This is a genomic window from Microbacterium terregens, from assembly GCF_039534975.1.
Taxonomy (GTDB): Bacteria; Actinomycetota; Actinomycetes; order Actinomycetales; family Microbacteriaceae; genus Microbacterium; species Microbacterium terregens.
Window position 1 is genome coordinate 1,383,231 of the sequence record NZ_BAAAWH010000001.1, and the last position, 20,936, is coordinate 1,404,166.

A 20,936-nucleotide genomic window follows, 5' to 3' on the forward strand; every position below is an offset into this window, starting at 1 on the left:
TGTCGGAATGCTGGAGGAGGAATACGACCGCGACCGTCGCAGGCTGCCTCGCCACCTGCGGAAACTGCCCGCCCCGGAAACGGAATTCTCGTACGCGATCCGACCTGTGGAAGACCGTGACATCCCCGACATCCGGGAGATCTACAACTACTACGTCACCAACTCCGTGGTCACCTTCGACGAGAAGAAGTGGACGCTGGCCCAGTGGCGTGAGAAGGCCGCCTACCTGGCCAAGCTCAATCTGCCCTTCCTGGTCGCGCAGTCCCCTTCGGGACAGATCCTGGGCTACGCGCTGGTGCAGCCGATGTCGAGCAAGTCCGCCTACCGCTACTCGGTGGAGAACTCGATCTACCTCGGGCACGCCGCCGCGGGGAAAGGCCTGGGGCGCGCGCTCCTGGAGGCCCTCATCGATGCCTGCGAGGCGGCGGGGATCCGCGAGATCGTCGCGGTGATCAGCGACAAGGGCGCCGAGGCATCCGTCGCCCTGCACGAGAAGCTCGGTTTCGTCGAAGTCGGACGCATGGGCCGAGTGGGGTTCAAGTTCGGTCGATGGCTGGGGACGATCTACATGCAGAAGCACCTCAAGCCCGCGAAGAAGAAGGGCCTCTTCCGGCGGTGATCAGTCGCGCGGCGGTCGCGGCGTCGCGGGGTCCGGCGAGCGTGGCGCGGGGTTCGGCGAGCGCGGGGCCGATTCCGGCGAGCGGGGGGCCGATTCCGGCGAACGCGGGGCGGATTCCGGCGGGCGGGGGGCGGATCGCACCGCGTCGATGAGCTCGCGCCACGGACCTTCCACCTCGGGATCCGCCAGCGCCGCCTCGCGCTCCGCGTCGCCGCACCGAGCGTCGACATGCCACACGAACCGGTCGGCGCCACTCGGCGGGATCGCGCGGGCGGGGTTCGCGGCATCCCAAGGGCACTCGTCGATGAGCGCGATCCACTGCGGTGCCGCGTCCGGATCGGGTTGGGCTCGCCATGTCCGCCGCAGACCCGCGAATCCACCGGTCCGGGTCACGGTGACGGCGATCGCGACGACGTCGTACTCCTCGTTACGGTTCGCCTCGTCGGGTTCAGGCGGTGTCGCCGCTTCGTCCATTGAGCACACCGACGCCCGTCCAGCCCATCCGGACCGCGTCGACCTCCTCCGATTCCTCACCGTACTCCGCCTCGGCCGCGGCGAGGGTGGCGCCGGCGAAGGCGCTGAAGTCCGCCGTCGGTGCCACCGTCCCGGACGTGAGGGTGCGGTACCAGATCACGCCGGCACGCTCCCAGGCTCGACCGCCCAGGGCTCGCGCGGTGAGGTAGAACGCATGGTTCGGGATGCCGGAATTGATGTGCACGCCACCGTTGTCGTCGCTGGTCTGGACGTACGCATCCATGTGCGCGGGCTGCGGGTCGCGGCCCAGCACGTCATCGTCGTACGCCGTTCCCGGCGCGGACAGGGAGCGGAGCGCAACGCCTTGGACGGCCGCCGTGAAGATGCCCGCGCCGATCAGCCACGACCCCTCGTCGACGGTCTGTGCGAGGTGGTGCTGTTCGGTGAGTGCTCCGAAGACGTCCGAGATCGACTCGTTCAGAGCCCCGGACTGTCCCTGGTACACCAGGCCGCCCTCGTGCTCGGTCACCCCGTGCGTGAGCTCGTGGGCGATCACGGTGAGCGAGCCCGTGAACCCGACGAACACCTCTCCATCACCATCGCCGAAGACCATCCGCTCGCCGTTCCAGAACGCGTTGTCGTAGTCGCGGCCGTAATGGACGGTCGCCAGCAGCGGCCCCCCGGCGCCGTCGATGCTGCTGCGTTGATAGGCATCCCAGAAGAAGTCGAAGGTCGTGCCGAGCCCGTCGAAGGCCTCGTCGACGGCGATGTCGCCGGTCGCCGGATCGTCCTCGCCCCGCACGCGGACGCCGGGCAGCCGTTCGCGCTGCTGCGCGTCCGAGATGGTGCGGTCGGGCGCAGGCCCGTTCTCGACGACGAGCGTGCCCGGCTCGTCGATGGACATCCGCAGGCGCGAACGAACGGGACGGTACTCGCGCGGCGCCTCGAGGGTCGTGCGCGCGGCGTGAGCGGCTCGCGCCCACGTGGGCTCTCGTGCGGCGGCGATCCTGGCAAGCAGATACGGGGGGACGATCGCGTGCGTCATGGTTCGAGGTTAACCCGCGTGCCCGACACGCTCCCGGATGCCGCCGGCTCGGTGCCGGGCCGCCGAGGTGCTCGCCTGTCGCAACACGCCGCCGGGGCGCGCGCTTTGCGACAGGGGAACCGTGGACCGGCTCGTACCTCGGTGCTCGCCTGTCGCAATGCGCCGGCGGGGCTGCAGATTGCGACAGGGGAGTGGCGCCCCGGAAGTCGAGGTGGCATTCGCGGCGTGAGGCTTGGCTCGGCGTTCGCCTGTCACAACACGCCGCCGGGGCGCTCGCTTTGCGACAGGTGAACCGCGGACCGGCTCGTAACGTGACGCTCGCCTGTCGCAACACGCAGGCAGAGCGTGCGCTTTGCGACGGGGGAGCGGCCGACGGGCTCAGGAGCGGGCGGCGATTGCAGAGCGCACGCGCGAGACGAAGACGCCCGGCTCTGCGAAGAGCTCGGTCTTGGTGACGCGGATCACGCGCCACCCCGCTGCGATGAGTTCCTCATATCGGCGGATGTCGCGTGCCCACTGTTCGGGATCGAGCAAGTGATGCTCACCCTCGTACTCCATCGCGATCTTCAGGCTCGGATAGGCGAGATCAACGCAGGCCAGCAACCGCCCGTCTTCGAAGACGTCGAAGTTCAGCTTCGGTTCGGGCAGCAAGGCGCCGATCAGGGTCAGACGCGCCCAGGTCTCCGGTCGGGATGCCGCGCGAGTACGCACCTGCGGGAGGGCGCCCCGCAGCTGACCGACGCCGACGCGCCGTCCCGACTGCGCCGCGGCCTCGAGATCTGCAGTGGTGGCGAGCGGGTGGGCGACCCGCCAGACGCGCACCGCGGCATCCCCCACTGCAATCAGGTCGTAGGGATCGTGGAGCACCGCGCCCAGCATCGCCCAGGTGGATGCCGGGCTCGTGAGCAGCAGGCCGGAGCGAGGGTCGCGGTGGACGGTCGTGAGGCGCGCGGAGGTCTGGTGACCGCGGACACCCTTGCCGCGCGGCAGCCGCGCGGGTCCGAACACCCCGACATCGATTCCGGGGCGCGCCACGATGCCGGCCGGAAGAGGGAGGCCCCAGATCACCGCGGCGGTGATGTGGCTGAAGAAGTGCCCCTCCGCAATCCCCACCGCGTATTCGCGTGCGCGACGCAGATGATCGCGTTCGAGGTCGCCGAGCGGGCGGCCCAAGCGGTCAAGCTCGACACCGGCCTCGGAGTCGACGAGCGCGCGGATGCCGTGGAACGGCCTCGCGAGATCTGCTCGGCGCAGACGGCTGGGCGGGACGCCGGCGCGAAGCGCGTCCGCGACACGGAAGCAGAGGCCGAGGTGGTCGGGGAGCATCGGGCGCAGCATCCACCCATGATCGAGTCGCGCGTCCGAGACGCGCGTCGCCGGTCCCGCACCGGTGGAGTCGAGTCGCATCCGCGCACCTGGGGAGGAACGCTGGCGGGAGTGAGCCCGAGGCAAGACGCTTCGTCCGTCGCAAAACGCCGGCGGGGGCGCAGTGTGCGACAGGGGAGCCCCGGGGGAGCCCCGGGGGTGCCAACTCGACCCGGGCGACCGCGCCTCTCGCCTGTCGCAACATGCCGGCCGGGGGCGCAGCTTGCGACAGGGGAACCCCAGCGAGGCAGCCGGGCGCGCAGGCAGCCGAGCGCGCAGGCAGCCGGGCGCGCAGACCGCACCGCGCGCAAACCCGGTCAGGGGGAGCCGGGGTCGATGACGGGGATCGAGGCGAGCAGACGGCGGGTGTAGGCGACCTGTGGCTGCATCAGCACCTTCTCGGTCGGTCCCTCCTCGACGATGCGGCCGTCCTTCATCACGATCACCTCGTCGCAGAGGTTCTGCACCACGCCGATATCGTGCGAGACCAGGATGAGGGTCAGCCGGTCGCGCACGCGCAGCTCCCGGAGCAGCTCGAGGATCTGGGCGCGAACGGTGACATCCAGCGCGGAGAGGGGCTCGTCGCCGACGAGAAGCTTGGGCCGATGCACCACCGCCCGCGCGATCGCGATCCGCTGGCGCTGCCCCCCGGAGAACTCGTGCGGGAACCGCTCCGCCATCTCCGGCTCCAGCCCGACCTCCTCGAGCACCTCCCGGACGCGCTCGCGGCGGTCGCCCTCGATCCCGAGAGCCCACAAGGGCTCACCGATGATGCGGCCGACGCTCATCCGCGGGTCCAGCGACGCGTACGGGTCCTGGAACACGATGCCGGTCTCGCGGCGCAGCCAGTGCAGCGAGTCCGCTCGAGCCGCGGCATCCACGGGTCTGCCGTCGAATTCGACGGTTCCCGCGGTCGGGACATCCAGCGCCAGCAGCAGCCGCACCAGGGTGGACTTGCCCGAACCGGATTCCCCGATGATCCCGAGTGCGGACCCGGCGCGGACGTCCAGGTCCGCATCCTCGAGCGCGGTCGTGTGCGTGAGTCGCTCGAACAGGCTCTGCCGGGGGATCGGGTAGCGACGCGTCAGCCCGCGAGCGCGTACCAGGAAGTCGGTCATCGCACACCTCCCGGTCGCCAGAGCGTCGCGGTCGCATCCCGCAGCAGCCCTTGGGTGACCGGCGAGGACGGCGCGGTCAGCAGCGTCGCGATGGGAGCGGCCTCCACGACGCGGCCGTGCTCGAGCACGACACCGTCCGTCGCGATCTGGGACAGCACCGCGAGGTCGTGGGTGATGAACACGAGCGACATCCCGTCGTCCTCCACCAGCGACAGCATCAGCTCGAGGATCTCGGACTGGATCGTGACATCGAGCGCGGTCGTCGGCTCGTCGGCGATGAGCAGGCGCGGCCGGCAGGCGAGGGCCATCGCGATCGCCGCTCGCTGACGCTGACCACCGGAGAGCTGATGCGGGTACCGCGCCACGATCCGCTCCGGATCCGGAAGGGCGACTCGGGATGCTTCGGCGATCGCCCTCGCGCGGGCCTGCGTGCGCGACAGGCCCTCGTGAATACGCACCGACTCGGCGATCTGGCGCCCGATCGTGCGGATCGGATTCAGCGCGGTCCGCGGCTCCTGGAACACGATGCCGATCTCGTCGCCGCGCAGCTGCGCCAGCTCCCGGTCGGGCATGCCGATCAGCTCGCGTCCGTTCCAGCGGACGCTGCCGCCGGCTTCGGCGCCGTCGGGCAGCAGTCCCAGGATGGCGAGCGCGGTCAGGGACTTGCCCGAGCCGGACTCTCCGATCAGGCCCACTCGGGCCCCGTCGGGCACCGCGAACGAGACCCCGTCGATGACCCTGCGGCCGTCGATGTCGACGACCAGATCCGTGACCTCGAGACTCATGCGACGACCTCGGGAACGTGCCGGATGGCTCCGCGCGGCGGGTGCAGCGGGTCCCGGCCGCGCGAGAGCGTCGGGTCGGTCGCCTCGCGCAGCGCATCGCCGAGGAGATTGAGCCCGAGGACGGTGAACGTGATCGCCAGCCCCGGCCACAGGACCGACAGCGGATACACGGTGATGTACTGCTGCAGCTCGGCCAGCAGCAGACCCCAGGAGGGCTCGGTGACCGGTGCACCGAAGCCGAGGTAGGACAGCCCCGCTTCGGCGAGCACCGCGACGGCCATGCCCCAGGACAGCTGGACGATGAAGACGGGGGCGACGTTGGGCAGCAGATGGCGCCACAGATTCTGCAGGGGCGAGAGCCCGGAAGCCCGGCCGGCAAGCACGAAGTCACTGTGCAGCACCCGGCGCAACTCGGGTCTGGTGACACGCGCGATGTTCACGCCGAAGCCGATCCCCACCGACCAGATCACCACGGCGAGCGATCCGCCCCAGACCGCGCTGATCATCATGGCGATGATCAGCACCGGGAACGCGATCAGGATGTCGACCAGCACCGCCACCGATTCTCGGAGCCACCGCGCCGTGAGCGCACCGAGGGCGGCCAGCGCCACGCCGATCAGTGTGGCGATGACGCCGGCGCCGACGGCGACGACCACGGTCGTGCGCGAACCCGCCATGAGCAGACTCAGGATGTCGCGGCCGGACCCGTCGGTTCCCAGCAGGTGCGGCCATCCCGGCAGCGCCCATCGGTTCGCGATGTCGACCTGCCGCGGGTTGAAGGGCGTCCAGAACACCGCAACCAGGGCCGTGAGCGCGACGACCATGACCACGATCAGGCCGAACCGACCGGTGGACAGCGCCCAGAGGCGACGCAGCCACGTCCCGCGGCCGCGCGCGCTTCGTCCACCCCGGCGGTCCGCGGTCACGTCGCCTCCCGCTGCCGCGGGTCCAGGAGGCGGTGGACCAGATCGACGAGGAAGCCGATGACCAGGACGAACCCCGTCAGGACGAGCAGCTCGCCCTGCACCTTCGGCAGGTCGCGCGCGCTGACATCGGCCACCAGCATCCGGCCCACTCCGGGCAGCGTGAAGAGCTGCTCGATGACGACCGCGCCGACGATGATCCCGGCCACTTGAAGTCCCAGCACCGTGACGACGGAGAGCCCGACATTCGGCAGCCCGTGCCGGATGAGGGCGGCGTTGCGGGTCAGCCCCTTCGCGGCGGCGGTGCGGACGTAATCCTGACCGATCGCCTGCATCGTCGCGCTGCGCACGAACCGCATCAGCATCGCCCCCTCGACGATGCCGATCGTCAGCGCCGGCAGGAGGAGCGAGCGCAGTGCCGCGGCGGGATCCTGCCAGCCGGCGCGGGGGAAGCCCTGTGCGGGCAGCCAGCCGAGCCACACCGCGAAGACGACCACGAGCATCATGCCCGCCCACACGACCGGGACGGCGGCCAGCGCCTGCGCGCCCACGCTCAGCGCGGTGCCGTCTGCGCGGCCGCGACGCATCGCGGAGATGACGCCGAACGGGAGGCTGAACAGCAGCGCGATCGTGAGCGACAGGATGCCGAGCGGCACGGTGACCTGCGCCTTCTCGGCCAGCTCCGCCGTCACGCTGGAACCGGTCAGCAGAGAGGAGCCCAGATCACCGCGGAACACTCCGCCGATCCATTCCAGATACTGGGCCGGAAGAGGCTGGTTCAGGCCGAGCCGCTCCCGGATTCCTTCGATCTGCTCCGGCGTGCTGTTGGTGCCGGCGATGAGCTGCGCGATGTCTCCCGGAAGCACGCGGAGGGTGAGGAAGATCAGCACGCTGGCGACGAGAAGACCGAGCAGGAGCAGGGCCAACCGCGTCAGCGTGTAGCGGATCACCCGTTGCTCTTGGCGAGCTCTGCGAGGTTGAGGCGCTCGTTGACGTTGACCGACGGCATACCCGTGATGTTAGTGCCCACGGCCACGACGGACGCGCCGTTGTAGAGCCAGTCGGCGGCGGCGTCTTCGGAGACGATCCGTGCGGCGTCCGCGAGCAGGTCGGCGGCGTCGCCTTCGTCGGTGGAGGCCAGGGACTGCGCGAACAGGGCCTGCACCTCGGGGTTGTCGTAAGTGAAGTAGTAGTCCGGGTTGGCCCAGTTCTCGAAGTCGCGCGCCTCGGTGTGCAGCACGAAGCTGAGGTCGTAGTCCTTGTTGATGTAGACGTCGTTGAGCCAGGTCGGGAAATCGACCGAGTTCACCCGCAGGGTGATGCCGACCTCGTTCAGGTTCGAGACGAGGATCTGCGGGATGGTGGTGGAGTAGAAGCTGGGGATCGTCAGCTCCAGGGTGATGTCCTCGGCGCCGGCCTCGGCCAGCAGGTCGCGCGCTGCATCCGGATCGAACGGGGCGGTATCGGCGAGGTCCTCGTAGCCGGGATCCAGCGACGGGATCGGCCCGAACAGGGTCTCGCCGGAGGCGAGGGCGTCCACGAACGCGTCGTGGTCGATCGCCTGACGGATCGCCTGCCGGACGCGCTTATCGGCTAGGGGCCCGGAGGTCTGGTTGAACGCCAGGGTGCCCTTGTCGGTGGACGCACCGGTCACGAGCGAGAACGCCCCGGTCGCCTCGACCTGCTCCTTCAGGTTCGCGTCGAACCCGGTCACCGCGTCGACCTCGCCGGCCAGCGCCGCGTTCAGCGCGGCCTGGTTGTCGGGGATGTAATCGAAGACGACCTCGGCGACCTGCGCCTTGTCACCCCAGTACGCCTCGTTGCGGGCGAAGGTGATGCTGTCGCCCTGACGCCAGTTCGCGAGCGTGAAGGGGCCGGTGCCGTTGGCCTTGGTCTGGTAGTCGACGGTGTCGCCCTCCTTGAGGATGAGACCGGCCCGGCCGGTGAGGTTCCACAGCAGGCCGGAATCCGGCGCGGTCAGGGTCAGCACGACGTTCTGGCCCTCCGCGACGATCGAGGCCACGTTCGCCAGCCGGGCCGAGTCGCTCCACTCCGGCGTGTTCTTGCGCGTGGTCAGCGTCCACACCACATCCTGCGGGGTCAGCGCCTGCCCGTCGTGGAAGGTGACGTCCTCACGCAGCGTGAAGGTGTAGGTCAGCCCGTCCGGCGAGACATCCCACTCCTCGGCCAGCGACGGCACGATGTCCTGCTCGGCCGTGCGCGCGATCAGCCCCTGGTAGATGTTGTCCACCAGGATCTGATCCAGCGCGGCACCGGCGGTCTCGCGGATGTCCAGGTTGCCCGGTTCGAGCACCAGACGGATCACCGCGGACGCGTCCGGGTCCGGCGCACTGGTGGTCGTCGGCTCCGGCGTCGCACCGCCGCCGGTGCACGCCGAGAGCAGCAGTGCTCCCGCGGCAAGAAGGGCGGTGGCGGCAAGGGTGGTGCGGCGAAGCATGGGGGTCCTTTCGGAGGAGCATCCGATTGCTGCTCGGATGCCTCGGGCGGGCGACTCTGCGGGAGTCAGGTCGGTCCGATAGTCCAGCCTAGAGAACCCGTGAACCCGGTCGGGCGCCCGTTACGCGGAACGCAACGCAAGCGTTAACCCTTCCCGACGACGGTCCGCAGGCGCGCGGCCAGTTCGACCGGCGTCTCCTCCTGCAGATTGTGCCCCGAGGGCAGGACGATGACGGATGCCGCGGGCACCCGGTCCGCGAACGCGGCGGCGTCCGCGTCGGTGACGTAGCCTCGGTCGCCGCGCAGGAGCGTGATCGGCGCGCGGACCTCCGACAGGTCGTCCCAGCCGGTCTCCCCGAGCACCGCCGAGACGGCATCCGGCCGGGCGGGCTGGGGCCCCTGAGGCGCACTCGCCATCGCCGCCGCGAGGTGCGCGAAGTGGTGTTTCCACTCGACGCGCCCGTCGGCTCGAACCCGGGAGTTGAAGTGGACACCGCGCTCGGCGGCCCGTCGCGTGCCGCCGAGGCCGAACGCCATCGCGCGGTCGACCAGCTCGTCCCGTGATGCCCAGTCGGTGGGTCCGGCGAAGAAGTCGCGGATCTGGCTGGGCCCCGCGTTCGGGTCCACGCCCGGTGTGATGTCGATGATCACGAGGTGCCTGACCAGATCCGGGCGGGATGCCGCGACCGCCGCTGCCGTCAGCCCTCCGAGCGAGTGGCCGACGAGGATCTGCGGACGGTCGGTCCAGGCCTCGATGCCGGTGACGATGTCCGGCGCGAGGACCCGACCCGTGTAGGCGAAGTCGTCCCGCCAGGAAGAGTCCCCGTGGCCGGGCAGGTCGATTGCGAGAGCCGGCAGCCCCAGCGCGAGGATCGTCGTGTCCCACGTATGCGCGTTGAGCCCGGCGCCGTGCAGGAAGGTCACCACGGGAGGCGCGTCGCCGTAGCGCAGAGCGCTCAGGATGCGGCCGTCTGCGAGGGTCAGCGCGATCCGCTCGCCGCGGGGGATAGGTCCCACGATCCCGGCGTCGGCGGCCTGTTCGGGCAGGAAGGAGAACTCGTCGGTCGGTTCGCTCACCCTGTCATTGTGCCCGTTCCCGCGGGCCTCCCAGGCCGCTGAGTAGGGTGGAGTCATGAGCGAATTGGCGCGCGTGCACCTCTCGAAGTCGGCACCCGATGCGTATAAGACGCTGTCCGCGTTCTCCAAGACGGTCGGCGGGATCGCCGATGAGGCGGGGATCGATGCGCGCCTGAAGGAGCTCGTGCAGATCCACGTGTCGCAGCTGAACGGATGCGCGTACTGCGTGCGCGTGCACCTCGAACGGGCCGAGAAGGCCGGCGTGACCGCCGACACGATCGCCCAGCTGCCCGTGTGGCGCGAATCCGGTGTGTTCTCGGACCGTGAGCGGGCCGGTCTCGAACTCGCCGAGTCGTTCACCTTCGTGTCGGAGGAGGGCATCGCCGACGAGGTCTACAACCGGGTCGGCGGCATCCTGACCGAGAGCGAGTACGTCGGACTGAGCTGGATCCTCGTCTCGATCAACGCCTTCAACCGCATCGCCATCGCGGGGCGGTACAGCGTCCCGTCGCGCGAGGACATGGCGGGGGAGGACCGCGACGCCGCTTCGGGCGCGGCCTGGTGAACCGTCCCGCTGACCCCGTCGTGCGTGGCGCCGTCAACTTCCGGGACGTCGGCGGACTCGCTGCGGGGCCCGCTCGCACCCGGTCCGGCGTGCTGTACCGCTCGGGTAATCTGGCCGGGCTCGAAGACGATGGCGTGGTCGCGCTGGGGGGACTCGGCATCCGTCGCATCATCGATCTGCGCGCGGATGATGAGGTCGTCCACGCGCCGAGCCGGGTCGCGGGCCTGTCCCTGCAGACGCAGCGCGTTCCGCTGTTCCTCGGCTCGGTGGCTTCGATGTTCGAAGAGGACATCTCTCTGGACGAGATGTACCGCCGGCTGGTCGAGGCCTCCTCGGCGGGCGTCGTGGATGTGGTGCGGGGGATCGTCGCCGATCAGCCGGTGCTGGTGCATTGCACGGTCGGCAAGGATCGGACCGGCGTGACCGTGGCGCTCGCTCTGGCCGCCGCCGGCGTCGATGAGGACGCGATCGTCGCGGACTACGCGCGCACCGAGGACCTGCTGCCGGAGTGGCGCAACCGCCACGTCGTCGAGCTGCTGCGGCGCATGCACCCCGAAGCCGTCCACCTCGAGGACCTCGCCACGCGCTCACCGGCGCCGGTGATGCGGACGTTGCTGTCAGGGGTCGTCGCGCGGTACGGGTCTGCGGCGGAATACCTTGTGGCGCATGGCCTGCCCGAGGACGAGGTGACCGAGCTGCGCCGCGTCCTCCTGCGGGGGGACTGATCCGGGAGTCCGGGTTCCGTCAACCAAGGTTAGGCAACCCTTGCTTCGGGGTATAGTGAAGGTGTCATGACCTCCAGCACCGAGCACAACGCCGCCGCCTGCCGCGCCTCGCGGCACACGCGCGTCCAGCACTTGATCACGGCGGACGAATCCTCGCTCGCCGAGCTCGAGGCGTTGCTTGCGACCCTGCCGATCTGCTCGACCGGCCGTGTGTTCATCGAGGTGCCGGATGCGTCCTGGTTCGGGGGCGATGGGCAGGACGACCTGCACGTCCCGAGCCGGATGGTGGTGACATGGCTGGACCGCGCGGCCCGCACCGGCGCCCCGGGCACGGGCCGGACCTGCGCTCCGGGTCAGGCGCTGGTGCGCGCGGTGACCGCGTGGGCGGACGAGATGCTCTGCGCCGACGACGACCACACCCGGATCTTCCTGCTGGGCGGATACCTCGGCACCGCCGACATCGTCGACCACCTCACCGCCCGCAGTGGCGTCGCGGCCGATGCGATCCACACGCCGGAGCGATTCGGGCTCGCCACCGCGCGCTGAGCCTGCCGCGCCGGTTTGCGCGCGTGCGTTCCGTGCGGCCCGTTCTAAGCGAGCGCGCTCCCGGACGACGTGAGATCGCCCCTGCGCGGCGACCTGGATCGCGGCACATAGTTGCCGTCTTCCAGCCCGGCTTCGATCTCGAACCGGTTGCGCAGCGGGTTGCGCCCGGCCAGCAGATACAGCACGGGCATCAGGAATCCGTACCGGCGCCACTGGCGCGCATGGACGGCTTCGTGGGCGAGGACGCGGTCGGTGACCGGCTCCGCGCCGGTCAGGTAGCACCCGCCCACGCACACGCCGCCGCGACGGTACGCCCAGCGGGGCAGCCCCCGGAAGACCCACAGGCCCGCGCGCCGCTCGATGCGTCCGGTGCTCCACATCGATCCCCAGATCCAGCCGACGACTGTCCCGTACACGTATCCGGCGTGGCTGACGGGGGAGTCGAGGAACGGCAGAAACCGGTCCAGACGAGCGCCGCGCTCGACGGCGCGATCCGCTTCCGCACGCCATCCGGTCGGAGGACTCGGGATCGGACTCACGCGAGCGCCCCCACGATCCTCAGGATGGTGCCGAGGTCCTCCACCGCCGCCGCGGGCGACGGCGGTGCGAACCCCGTGATGCTCGATCCGGCCAGGGGCAGCGCGGCCCGCACCTGGGCGATCGAGCCGAGCAGGTCGGCGAGGGAGACGCCGAATGGCACGGACGCTGTCACGCCGCCCATCGCCGCCGGGTCCAGCACGTCCAGGTCGACGTGGATGTAGACGGACGTCGCCCCGGTCGCCGTCACGGCGTCGGCGAGGGCGCCGTGCTCACTCAGGGCCGCAGCGTCCAGGGTGCGCAGTGCGAGTTCGGAGACGGCATCCTCCTCAGCGGGTTCGTATGCACGCGCGCCCGCGAGCACGACGCGGGTGGCCGGTACATCGCCGGATGCGAGGCCGAGGCCATCGGCCCCCTCGCCCAGGATCGCGCGCAGCGCCATGCCACTGAACGCCCCGGAGGGCGACGAGTCGGGGGAATGCAGATCGGGGTGGGCATCAAGCCACACCACGGCCAGCTCGGGATGCCGCCGCGCGGCGTGGCCGACCCCTCCGACGGCGATGCCGCAGTCCCCGCCGATGAGCATGACCGGCTCGGACAGCGGGGCCAGTTCGAGATCGACCAGATCCCGCGTGCGACGCAGGGTGCTGTAACGATGCACGCCGGTGCCGATGGGCTCGCCCGCCTCCATGGGGACCTCGATCGTGGTCGAGGATGCGCGGGGCAGATCGCCGGCGATCGCCTGCGCGCCGTCGATGAGCTGCATCGCGCGGGAGGAGGGCGATCCCTGCCACTGCGGGACGATCACGAATCGGGCCATGTCCTCATCCTTCCGCACGCGCAGCGTGCGCGCGCCCGCGGCGCACGCTTCGCTTCCGCTGATGGAGAACGGGCGGACCCCCGGAAGGGACCCGCCCGTTCGTCCGCGCTGTTACGGCGTGTAGGGGGCCGTCGAGGCGTCGATCGCCTGCTGCGCGGGAGCGGGAGTGCCCGCCTTCAGCTCAGCCAGACGAGTTTCGACCTCGGTGAGCTCGCCCATGTCGTCGAGGCTGTTGAACTGCGCATCGAGACTCGATGCGGCCAGCTCCTCCTTGCCCTGAGCCAGCGCCTCCTGGCGTCGGATCTTGTCCTCGAACCGGCCCAGCTCGCTGGTCGGATCGAGCACGTCGATGGACTTGACCGCGTCGTGGACCTTGTTCTGGGCCTCGGCGGTCTTCGCGCGCGCGAGCAGTTCGCTCCGCTTGCTGCGGAGCTGCTCGAGCTTCTGCTTCATGCCGTTGAGGCCGTCCTTGAGCTTGGCGACAACCTCGCTCTGCGACGCGATCGTGGGCTCGACCGCCCGGGCTTCGCGCTCCGAGCCGATCTGGCGCTGGAGGGCGATCTTGGCCAGGTTGTCGAACTTGTCGGCATCGGCCGTGGACCCCGCGGTGCGGAGCTGGTCGGCCTTCCTGCTGGCCGCCAGGGCCTTGTTGCCCCACTCGGACGCTTCCTGGATGTCTTCCTCGTGGTCGCGCTCGAGAAGTCGGAGGTTGCCGATCGTCTCAGCGATGGCAGCTTCGGCGTCGGCGATGCTGTTCGAGTAGTCGCGGACGAGCTGGTCGAGCATCTTCTGCGGATCCTCGGCGGAGTCGAGCATCGAGTTGATGTTCGCTCTCAGGAGGGTCGAGATGCGACCGAAGATGGACTGCTTTGCCATCCGTGTTTCCTTCCTATCGATGGTTCGGAACGTACGTGTGAAAACTTGCGGGACTCCGTCGTGCAGGGGTGCTCAGAAGCGACCACCCCCTCGGCGACCGCGTGTGCCGCCGCCGCCGAAACTGCCGGGACTCATCCGGCCTCCGCCCCCTCCGCCGAGCATGCCGCCCAGCCCCCCGGATGAGCCGCGGCCCGAGCCGCCGCCGCCGAGCATGGAGTTGATCACGATGCCGCCGAGGATGGCGCCCAGCATGCCGCCGCCGTCCCCGCTGCGACCGCCGCTGCCCCCCAACCCGCCCAGCATGCCACCCATCCCGCCGTCCTGGAATGCGCCGACATCGTTCGAGGCGTGTTCAATCGCCTGGCTCGCGAGCTGATTGGCGCGCTGCGCGTACTGCAGCGCCTGCTCGGGATTGGCCGCCTGCAGCTGCTGGGCTTGGACCAGCGCCGCCCCGGCCTCGGCCAGTCGCGTGCGCGCCGCAGCGCCGATCGCTCCACGCCGGGCGGTGATGTAGTCCTCGGCGGCGGAGACCTGACCCTGGGCCTGAAGGATCTGCTGGCCGACCATCTGCTGCGCGCGCTGGGCCTTGGCCGCCGCATCTCGCACGCCGGCCACGACGCCGTCGATCTGCGCGTCGGCCGCCTCGAGGCTCTGCAGGATCTGCAGCGGGCGGCGCGCGGAGCCGGCGAGATTGGCCTTCGCGCCGTCGACCTGCTGGCGGGTTGCCGTGATCGCGGCGGAAACCCGGCCGTCGGTATCGGGCAGAGCGGATGCCGTGGCGATGTCGCCCTCGAGTTCGATGATCAGCTCCGCGGCGCTGCGGTCGCCCTCGGCCAGGTCGCGCCCGAGCTTGTCGATGGCCTGCTCCAGGAGGAGGGCCTGGCCCACGGATTCCTCCGCCGCCCGGATGCTGACGGCGGCCTCACCTCCTTTGCCGGCCGCGATCGCGGCGGCGGCTGCGGCGAGCTGCTCGTCGGCGAACGCGATGCGCTGGCTCGCCTGCTGAGGGTTGTCGGCGACGGTCGCCAGCGCCTCGGGCGCGTAGCCGGCGGCCAGCGTCCGCAGGTGCGCATCTGCAGCGTCGATGGATGCTGCGGCCGTGTCCCGCAGTTCCTTCACGCGTGCGAGGGACTCGGGAGCGTTCTGCTCGAGCCGGCGCAGCTCGTCGAACGCGGCGGCCTTGTCATCAAGGCCCGCGTTGGCCTCTTCGCACAGGCGGATGATCTCGGCGTTCCACGCACGGGTCTGCTCTTCGGTGTCGGCCGTCGCGTCATCCAGCTGCTGCCTCAGCGTGAATGCCGTGTTGAGGTTCTCATGAGCCTTCTGCAGCGCCTGCTTGAACTCGATGGTGGCGGCGTCGCCGAACTGCGCCTTGGCGAACCCGAGCTCCTGTTCGCTCGTCTTGACGGCATCGTCGGTCTCCACGAGTGCCGATGAGGCGCGCCGCGCCAGTTCCTTTCCGTCGATCTGTTCGATCGCCGGTCCGGCGCCGCCCGCGCCGCCGACCTTCCTGTTCTTGCGTCGGCTGCGCACCACGAGCACGATCACGATGATCGCGACGACGGCGATCGCGAGGAAGATGACCAGGCCCGTGGGGAAACCCCCTCCGGAAGCGTCGGAGCCGGGCCCGCCGCCCGCGGCGTCGGCGAATCCCGCGGCAGCGCTGTCGACGGCACCGGCCCAGTCCTCGTCGGCCAGCCGCGGCTGGACCGACTGCTCGATCGTTCCGAGCTGTTCGAAGGACACCGGACCGGAGGAATCGCCGGAGAGGTAGAACTGACGGGTGCCGGTGGCGATCGCGAGCAGATACTGCGTCGGGCCGAGCCCGTTGATCTCCGCAGTGGTGTTCGCCCAGTCCTCCGAGCTGGTGGGGTCGGTGAACTCGTCGACGAACACCACCCACAGGTCGATCCCGGTGTCGGCCTTGAGCTGCTCGAGGCGGGTCTGCGCTTCGCTCGCCTGGGCGCTGGAGAGTGCGCCGACATCGTCGAGCACGTATCCGGCACCGAGAGTCACGGGGTCCGTCGCCGACGCGGCACCGGCTGCGCCCGCGAACATCAGCGTGAGAGCCGTCGTGAGCGCCACTGCCCATCGCGCACGCATCGTTCCCCTCCTCGGGGACGCGCAGTCGAGGCCCCGAGCACCGAGTCTATGCAACCCTCGCGTGCGAGGCGAGGGCGTGGCCGCGGCGGCGAACCAGCCGTCGGCTCGTTCGACGTGCCCGCGCGAGAGCGCGTGCGGCGCGAGGCTTGGTGTCAGGGATACTGAGAATTCGACCGAGGGGGACCATGTCCGTACTTTCCATCGTCGCAACGTCAGGTTCGTTGCTCGCCGCGACGCTGCTGGCGATGACCGGCTCGCCCGCGGCCGCCGAAGAAGCTCCGCCGCCTCCGCCCATCGAGCTCGTCCTGCATGTCCCCGCAGGCATGAGCGTGGACGTGCTGCGGGAGCCGGGAGACCATGGTTCCGTCTCCGTGGCCGGGTGTCCCGCCGACGGAGCGATCCTGTTCGCGTCCACGCTGCTGAGCCCCACGGGCGACGGCGGCGTCGTCGAGGTCCCTATCGGATTGGAGGTCGTCGCCGCGGCGGACGGCGCGGCGGTCCAGGTGCCGTTGGAACCCATCAGCGTGTGGCTGGTCGCCAACAACCCCGGACCGCTCGCGAGCGTCCTTCTCGAGGCCGCCTGCGTGCAGCAGGGCGAAGAGACCGCATGGGCAACGGCCGTCCTCCCCTCGGGTGTCCCACCGCTCCCCGCGATCCCGCCGACCACGCCCGACGCACCGGTCCCGGGGCCCGATCCGGATGCCGCCACCGTCCCCGCGGCATCCGAGAGCAGCACCGCCGGGCCACGCCGATTGGCGGCGTCGGGGGCCTCGGCGCCCGGCGCGTCGCTGATCGTCGGGAGCGTCCTGCTCCTGCTCGGCGGCGGCGCTGCGGTCGTCATGGCGCGACGAAGAGCCGTCTGAGCAGACGGTTTTGATCGACCTCGCCGTGTGAGCGGTCCGCCACCGTGCCGCGCGGGTAGCGTGTCGATCTCGGAGGACTCATGGACGATCGATACGCGGCCGACGTACTGGCGGCCGGATGGCGCGATGCCCGCCGACGACCCGTTCCCGTGCTCACAGCCGACGTCGACCTGGTGGTCGAGGTCGCGGCGGACGGATTCTGCGGAGCTGTCGTCGGGGTGGCCTCCGGTCTCGTCGAGCTCGAAGACCGGCACGGGCGGCACCGGCTGTTCCCGCTCGGGCCCGGGTTCCTCGTCGACGGCGCCGATGTGGTGCTGACCGCGCCCGTCCTGTCCACCGCGCCGCGGACCCCGGCGCGGACCGCGTCCGGGTCATTCGCGGCCCCCGAAGCGCGCGCGCGAGTGGCTCGCGCGAGTCGCATCCTCGTCGAGGGACGCCACGATGCCGAGCTGGTCGAGAAGGTGTGGGGCGCGGACCTGCGCGCAGAGGGCGTGGTCGTGGAGTATCTGCAGGGTGTCGACCTGCTCGCCGAGACGCTCGAGAACGAGCCGCCGACCGCGGATCGCCGCTACGGGGTTCTGGTCGATCACCTCGTGCCCGGCTCGAAGGAATCGCGAATCGCGGATGCGGTGGCACGGGGACCGCACGGCCGTTTCGTCCGCATGGTCGGGCACCCGTACGTGGACGTCTGGCAGTGCGTGACCCCGAAGGCGATGGGCATCGCGCGCTGGCCGGAGGTTCCGCGGGGAACCGACATCAAGGTCGGGACGTGCCGGGCGCTGGGGTGGCCGTCCGAGACACCGGCGGACCTGGGCAGGGCGTGGCAGCGCATCCTCGCACGCGTTCACTCCTATCGGGACCTGGACCCGGCCCTGCTCGGCCGTGTCGAGGAGCTCATCGACTTCGTCACGGACTGAAGCACGGCCGCACCGACATGGAAGTCGGTGTGCGTGGTTAGCCTGGAGTGGTGTCCGACCCCTCCACCTTCCGTGATCGCCCCGTGTCCTTCGTTCGCCGCAACGGCCGGATGACCGACGGGCAGGAGCGCGCCTGGACCGACCTCGCTGCGCGGTACGTCCTGGACGCGCCCCGCGACGATGCGGCCACCAGTGTGCGACCCGGCGCGGCGATCGACCCGCGGGAGGTCTGGGGGCGGGATGCGCCACTCATCGTCGAGATCGGTTCCGGGCAGGGTCACGCCATCATCCACGCGGCCGTGTCGCGCCCCGAGGCCGACTTCCTCGCGATCGAGGTCTTCACCGCCGGGCTGGCCCGCACGATGCTGGGCGCGGAGCGCGCGGCCGTCGAGAACCTGCGGCTCGTCGAGGCGAACGCGCCGGAGGTCCTCGAGCACCTGCTGCCACCGGCATCCGTCGACGAGCTGTGGGTCTTCTTCCCCGACCCGTGGCACAAGAACAAGCACACCAAGCGGCGGCTCGTCACGCCGGAGTTCGCCACGACGGCTGCGGGCGCCGTGCGCGACGGGGGGACGCTGCGTCTTGCCACCGACTGGGAGCAGTACGCCCGGCAGATGCGCGAGGTGCTCGATGCCGCGCCCGAGTTCGAGCGCGCGTTCGCGGGCGAGTGGGCGGACCGGTTCGACGGCCGGGTTCTGACGGCCTTCGAACGCAAGGGGGCTCGGGCGGGTCGCGCGATCCGTGATCTCAGCTACATCCGCCAACGCCGGGAATGAGCGAGCCGAAGGACCCGGCATCCGCTCCGGTGGAGGGTGCACGGGCGGGCGCGACGCGCGACCGCTGGAGGATCGTCCGCCCACTCGCGCACCGGGACTTCCGCGCGCTGTTCGCCGCGGTCGTGCTGTCGATCTTCGCCGCCGGGATGTGGGCCGTTGTGATGGTCTACGCCGTCATCGGCGTCGGGGGAGGACCCCTCGACCTGTCGCTCGTCGCCGCGGCGAACGCCACCGGACTGCTGCTGTGCGCCATTCCGGGAGGCATCGTCGCGGACCGCGTCTCACGCCGGCTGATCGTCCGCGCCGTCTCGCTGGCGGACTTCCTGGCGATCACGTCCGTCGTGGTGGTCGGCGCGTTCGGACCGGTCGGCATCCCGCAGCTCGTCGTCGTCGCGTTCACCCTCGGTGCCGGAGCGGGGTTCTTCTTCCCCGCGTACAGCGCGATCCTGCCGCGCCTGCTTCCCCCGGGCCAGCTCCTCGCCGCGAACGGGCTGGAGGGGGCTATCCGGCCCGCGTTGCAGCAGGCGGCGGGTCCGGCGGCCGCGGGAATGCTCCTGGCCGCGGTGATCCCCGCCCACGCGGCGGTGGTGATCGCGATCGCGCACGGCGCGGCCTTCACGATCCTGATGTTCCTGCGCCCCGAGCCTGAGCCGGCCGCAGCGGACGAGACCGCGGATCACTCGGCGAAGAGCGTCTTCCACGACCTGCGCGAAGCGGTCGTCTTCACGGTGAAGACACCGTGGCTGCTGTGGACCCTCCTGTACGCCACGCTGTGGGTGCTCGTCGTGGTCGGGCCCGAAGAGGTGCTGCTGCCGTTCCTCGTCCGGGAACGGATCGGCGAGGATCCTCGTCTGTTCGGCTTCCTGCTGGCGGTCTACGGTGCCGGTGGGGTGCTCGGCTCGATCTTCGTGTCGTCGAGAAAGCTCCCGCGGCGCTATCTGACCACGATGAACCTGGTGTGGGGCGTCAGCACGCTGCCGTTCATCATCGTCGGGTTCACCGACCAGTACTGGCTCCTCATGGCGTCGCTGTTCCTCGTCGGCTTCGGGTTCAGCTACGGCAACGTCATCTGGGGCACCCTGCTGCAGCGGCGCGTTCCCCGGCACATGCTGGGACGGATCTCGAGCCTGGATTTCTTCGTCTCGCTCGCTCTCATGCCGCTGTCGATGGCGCTCGCCGGACCGCTGTCCGAGGTGCTCTCGATGCAGGTGATCTTCACCGCGGCGGGCGTCCTCACGCTCGTGTTCGGCATCATCGCGATCTTCGCCGCGCGCATGCCGCAGGATGAGATCGCCCATCCGCTGACAGACTGAACGGGTGCCCGCTCATCCCACTGCCGTGCTCGGCACCCGCCCGATGGTCTCAGTCGGTCTGATCCCCGCTTTCCTGGTGTGCCTCGCCGCGCCCGCGTTCTTCGTCCTGCAGATCGCCTGGCTGGGGTGGGTGCTGCTCGCCGCCGGGATGCTGACCGCCTGGTTCGTGCGTTTCCGTACGGATGCCGAGGCCGCCGCCGCGCAAGCGAGCGTCGCGTCGACCGGTGTGCGAACCCCGAGCCTGGTGCGGGACCTCTCGCTGATCACCCTCGGAATGCTCATCGTCAGCGCCATCCCGCTCGCCGCGGAGCTGGACAATCTCGCGTTCGTTCGGTTCGGGCTCGCGCTGGGTGGTGCCGTGGCCGTGCCGTACGTGATCTCCCGCTTCGTCTACCGCGATCACGCGATCCGCTTCCCGTGGCGCGGGGGTGGACGCTGGACGGCGTTCCAGTGGACCTGGCTGTTCGCCGTGCTCGCCTTCGGCTGGCTGATCCTGCCCTTCTACTTCATCACCTCGGGCGTCTACATGAACTGGCCGGTGGTGGATACGCCGGAAATGATCGCCCGGCTGTTCGTCGGTGTGGGCGCGGTGGGAATCTGGGACGAGCTGTTCTTCATCTGCATCGTGTTCACCCTGCTGCGCCGCCATTTCCCCGACTGGCAGGCCAACCTGCTGCAGGCGACCGTCTTCGTCTCGTTCCTCTGGGAGCTGGGCTACCAGGCGTGGGGGCCCTTGCTGACGATCCCGTTCGCGCTGGTGCAGGCCTACATCTTCAAGCGCACGCGTTCGCTGACCTACGTGGTGACCGTGCATCTGCTCTTCGACGCCGTGGTCTTCCTCGTGCTCGTGCACGCACACAACCCGGATCTGCTGAACGGACTCTTCCTCATCTGAGTCCCTCGGCGGAGTGAACGGGGACGGAGCCGCTGCACAGGGGGTGCACAGAGCCGAGCGATAGCGTGGGACGCGGATCCTCTCCCGGATCCCCGGACGACGGATCAGTACCCGGTGAGCGACAAGACTGGCCATGG

At 70.2% G+C, this 20,936-nt stretch carries 22 protein-coding genes and 1 riboswitch; of the genes, 9 read left to right on the forward strand and 13 right to left on the reverse strand.

Annotation, left to right across the window (positions count from 1 at the left end; genetic code table 11):
- The first annotated feature begins 7 nt into the window (after nucleotides 1-7).
- The gene (locus ABD655_RS06170; protein ID WP_344712453.1) at nucleotides 8-619 is read left to right on the forward strand and encodes a GNAT family N-acetyltransferase; all 612 of its coding nucleotides are present in this window, start codon (nucleotides 8-10) and stop codon (nucleotides 617-619) included.
- Here the strand turns inward: ABD655_RS06170 and ABD655_RS06175 are convergent, their stop codons facing one another.
- The 9 genes from ABD655_RS06175 to ABD655_RS06215 form a co-directional block, all read right to left on the reverse strand.
- Nucleotides 620-1,093: a protealysin inhibitor emfourin gene (locus ABD655_RS06175; protein WP_344712454.1), complete on the reverse strand. Its 474-nt coding sequence runs from the start codon at nucleotides 1,091-1,093 to the stop codon at nucleotides 620-622. It lies immediately after the preceding gene.
- Complete coding sequence (locus ABD655_RS06180) at nucleotides 1,068-2,138, reverse strand: M4 family metallopeptidase (RefSeq protein WP_344712455.1); 1,071 nt, start codon at nucleotides 2,136-2,138, stop codon at nucleotides 1,068-1,070. The genes ABD655_RS06175 and ABD655_RS06180 overlap by 26 nt, the downstream gene beginning before the upstream one ends.
- Nucleotides 2,139-2,516: 378 nt before the next feature.
- Nucleotides 2,517-3,545 (reverse strand): endonuclease domain-containing protein, encoded by a 1,029-nt coding sequence (locus ABD655_RS06185; protein WP_344712457.1) that lies wholly within the window; start codon nucleotides 3,543-3,545, stop codon nucleotides 2,517-2,519.
- 275 nt (nucleotides 3,546-3,820) lie between these two features.
- Nucleotides 3,821-4,621, reverse strand: a complete 801-nt coding sequence (locus ABD655_RS06190) for an ATP-binding cassette domain-containing protein (protein WP_344712459.1) — start codon at nucleotides 4,619-4,621, stop codon at nucleotides 3,821-3,823.
- On the reverse strand, nucleotides 4,618-5,406 hold the full coding sequence (locus tag ABD655_RS06195; protein WP_344712461.1) for an ATP-binding cassette domain-containing protein: 789 nt from the start codon (nucleotides 5,404-5,406) through the stop codon (nucleotides 4,618-4,620). Before ABD655_RS06195 ends, ABD655_RS06190 begins: the two co-directional genes overlap by 4 nt.
- Nucleotides 5,403-6,230 (reverse strand): ABC transporter permease, encoded by an 828-nt coding sequence (locus ABD655_RS06200; protein ID WP_344715709.1) that lies wholly within the window; start codon nucleotides 6,228-6,230, stop codon nucleotides 5,403-5,405. Before ABD655_RS06200 ends, ABD655_RS06195 begins: the two co-directional genes overlap by 4 nt.
- Nucleotides 6,231-6,328: 98 nt before the next feature.
- On the reverse strand, nucleotides 6,329-7,279 hold the full coding sequence (locus ABD655_RS06205; RefSeq protein WP_344712463.1) for an ABC transporter permease: 951 nt from the start codon (nucleotides 7,277-7,279) through the stop codon (nucleotides 6,329-6,331).
- Nucleotides 7,276-8,787 carry an ABC transporter substrate-binding protein gene (locus ABD655_RS06210; RefSeq protein WP_344712465.1) on the reverse strand — a complete coding sequence of 504 codons (1,512 nt, stop codon included), beginning with the start codon at nucleotides 8,785-8,787 and terminating at the stop codon, nucleotides 7,276-7,278. Before ABD655_RS06210 ends, ABD655_RS06205 begins: the two co-directional genes overlap by 4 nt.
- Nucleotides 8,788-8,930: 143 nt before the next feature.
- Nucleotides 8,931-9,863 (reverse strand): alpha/beta fold hydrolase, encoded by a 933-nt coding sequence (locus ABD655_RS06215; protein WP_344712466.1) that lies wholly within the window; start codon nucleotides 9,861-9,863, stop codon nucleotides 8,931-8,933.
- Nucleotides 9,864-9,918: 55 nt separating this feature from the next.
- Between ABD655_RS06215 and ABD655_RS06220 the strand changes: the two genes are divergently transcribed.
- The 3 genes from ABD655_RS06220 (at nucleotide 9,919) to ABD655_RS06230 (ending at nucleotide 11,699) form a co-directional block, all read left to right on the forward strand.
- Entirely contained in the window at nucleotides 9,919-10,428 is a 510-nt protein-coding gene (locus tag ABD655_RS06220) for a carboxymuconolactone decarboxylase family protein (protein ID WP_344712468.1), read from the forward strand.
- Nucleotides 10,425-11,153 (forward strand): tyrosine-protein phosphatase, encoded by a 729-nt coding sequence (locus ABD655_RS06225; protein ID WP_344712470.1) that lies wholly within the window; start codon nucleotides 10,425-10,427, stop codon nucleotides 11,151-11,153. Before ABD655_RS06220 ends, ABD655_RS06225 begins: the two co-directional genes overlap by 4 nt.
- 66 nt (nucleotides 11,154-11,219) lie before the next feature.
- Nucleotides 11,220-11,699 (forward strand): SIP domain-containing protein, encoded by a 480-nt coding sequence (locus ABD655_RS06230; protein ID WP_344712472.1) that lies wholly within the window; start codon nucleotides 11,220-11,222, stop codon nucleotides 11,697-11,699.
- A gap of 44 nt (nucleotides 11,700-11,743) precedes the next feature.
- On the opposite strand, the gene ABD655_RS06235 is transcribed toward ABD655_RS06230, so the two are convergent.
- From ABD655_RS06235 to ABD655_RS06250, 4 genes are all read right to left on the reverse strand, one after another.
- A complete protein-coding gene (locus ABD655_RS06235) occupies nucleotides 11,744-12,238 on the reverse strand; it encodes a Fe-S oxidoreductase (RefSeq protein ID WP_344712474.1) in 495 nt (164 codons plus the stop codon).
- A complete protein-coding gene (locus tag ABD655_RS06240; RefSeq protein ID WP_344712476.1) occupies nucleotides 12,235-13,056 on the reverse strand; it encodes an arginase family protein in 822 nt (273 codons plus the stop codon). Before ABD655_RS06240 ends, ABD655_RS06235 begins: the two co-directional genes overlap by 4 nt.
- Before the next feature lie 111 nt (nucleotides 13,057-13,167).
- A complete protein-coding gene (locus ABD655_RS06245; protein WP_344712478.1) occupies nucleotides 13,168-13,932 on the reverse strand; it encodes a PspA/IM30 family protein in 765 nt (254 codons plus the stop codon).
- 72 nt (nucleotides 13,933-14,004) lie between these two features.
- Complete coding sequence (locus ABD655_RS06250) at nucleotides 14,005-16,035, reverse strand: TPM domain-containing protein (RefSeq protein WP_344712480.1); 2,031 nt, start codon at nucleotides 16,033-16,035, stop codon at nucleotides 14,005-14,007.
- Nucleotides 16,036-16,220: 185 nt separating this feature from the next.
- Between ABD655_RS06250 and ABD655_RS06255 the strand changes: the two genes are divergently transcribed.
- From ABD655_RS06255 to ABD655_RS06275, 5 genes are all read left to right on the forward strand, one after another.
- Complete coding sequence (locus tag ABD655_RS06255) at nucleotides 16,221-16,898, forward strand: hypothetical protein (protein WP_344712481.1); 678 nt, start codon at nucleotides 16,221-16,223, stop codon at nucleotides 16,896-16,898.
- Nucleotides 16,899-16,978: 80 nt separating this feature from the next.
- Nucleotides 16,979-17,815 carry a DUF3097 family protein gene (locus tag ABD655_RS06260; protein WP_344712483.1) on the forward strand — a complete coding sequence of 279 codons (837 nt, stop codon included), beginning with the start codon at nucleotides 16,979-16,981 and terminating at the stop codon, nucleotides 17,813-17,815.
- Nucleotides 17,816-17,925: 110 nt separating this feature from the next.
- On the forward strand, nucleotides 17,926-18,591 hold the full coding sequence (gene trmB / locus ABD655_RS06265) for a tRNA (guanosine(46)-N7)-methyltransferase TrmB (RefSeq protein ID WP_344715711.1): 666 nt from the start codon (nucleotides 17,926-17,928) through the stop codon (nucleotides 18,589-18,591).
- Nucleotides 18,588-19,904, forward strand: coding sequence for an MFS transporter (locus ABD655_RS06270; RefSeq protein ID WP_344712487.1), 1,317 nt, complete (start codon nucleotides 18,588-18,590; stop codon nucleotides 19,902-19,904). The genes trmB and ABD655_RS06270 overlap by 4 nt, the downstream gene beginning before the upstream one ends.
- A gap of 43 nt (nucleotides 19,905-19,947) precedes the next feature.
- A complete protein-coding gene (locus tag ABD655_RS06275) occupies nucleotides 19,948-20,799 on the forward strand; it encodes a CPBP family glutamic-type intramembrane protease (protein ID WP_344715713.1) in 852 nt (283 codons plus the stop codon).
- A gap of 70 nt (nucleotides 20,800-20,869) precedes the next feature.
- A riboswitch (guanidine-III (ykkC-III) riboswitch) is annotated at nucleotides 20,870-20,935 on the forward strand.
- Nucleotide 20,936: the final 1 nt, after the last annotated feature.

Coding starts and splice junctions, on each gene's coding strand:
- ABD655_RS06170 (WP_344712453.1), top strand. CDS start 8: ATGCTGGAGGAGGAATACGACCGCGACCGTCGCAGGCTGCCTCGCCAC.
- ABD655_RS06175 (WP_344712454.1), bottom strand. CDS start 1,093: ATGGACGAAGCGGCGACACCGCCTGAACCCGACGAGGCGAACCGTAAC.
- ABD655_RS06180 (WP_344712455.1), bottom strand. CDS start 2,138: ATGACGCACGCGATCGTCCCCCCGTATCTGCTTGCCAGGATCGCCGCC.
- ABD655_RS06185 (WP_344712457.1), bottom strand. CDS start 3,545: ATGCGACTCGACTCCACCGGTGCGGGACCGGCGACGCGCGTCTCGGAC.
- ABD655_RS06190 (WP_344712459.1), bottom strand. CDS start 4,621: ATGACCGACTTCCTGGTACGCGCTCGCGGGCTGACGCGTCGCTACCCG.
- ABD655_RS06195 (WP_344712461.1), bottom strand. CDS start 5,406: ATGAGTCTCGAGGTCACGGATCTGGTCGTCGACATCGACGGCCGCAGG.
- ABD655_RS06200 (WP_344715709.1), bottom strand. CDS start 6,230: ATGGTCGTCGCGCTCACGGCCCTGGTTGCGGTGTTCTGGACGCCCTTC.
- ABD655_RS06210 (WP_344712465.1), bottom strand. CDS start 8,787: ATGCTTCGCCGCACCACCCTTGCCGCCACCGCCCTTCTTGCCGCGGGA.
- ABD655_RS06220 (WP_344712468.1), top strand. CDS start 9,919: ATGAGCGAATTGGCGCGCGTGCACCTCTCGAAGTCGGCACCCGATGCG.
- ABD655_RS06230 (WP_344712472.1), top strand. CDS start 11,220: ATGACCTCCAGCACCGAGCACAACGCCGCCGCCTGCCGCGCCTCGCGG.
- ABD655_RS06240 (WP_344712476.1), bottom strand. CDS start 13,056: ATGGCCCGATTCGTGATCGTCCCGCAGTGGCAGGGATCGCCCTCCTCC.
- ABD655_RS06245 (WP_344712478.1), bottom strand. CDS start 13,932: ATGGCAAAGCAGTCCATCTTCGGTCGCATCTCGACCCTCCTGAGAGCG.
- ABD655_RS06250 (WP_344712480.1), bottom strand. CDS start 16,035: ATGCGTGCGCGATGGGCAGTGGCGCTCACGACGGCTCTCACGCTGATG.
- ABD655_RS06255 (WP_344712481.1), top strand. CDS start 16,221: ATGTCCGTACTTTCCATCGTCGCAACGTCAGGTTCGTTGCTCGCCGCG.
- ABD655_RS06260 (WP_344712483.1), top strand. CDS start 16,979: ATGGACGATCGATACGCGGCCGACGTACTGGCGGCCGGATGGCGCGAT.
- trmB (WP_344715711.1), top strand. CDS start 17,926: ATGACCGACGGGCAGGAGCGCGCCTGGACCGACCTCGCTGCGCGGTAC.
- ABD655_RS06270 (WP_344712487.1), top strand. CDS start 18,588: ATGAGCGAGCCGAAGGACCCGGCATCCGCTCCGGTGGAGGGTGCACGG.
- ABD655_RS06275 (WP_344715713.1), top strand. CDS start 19,948: ATGGTCTCAGTCGGTCTGATCCCCGCTTTCCTGGTGTGCCTCGCCGCG.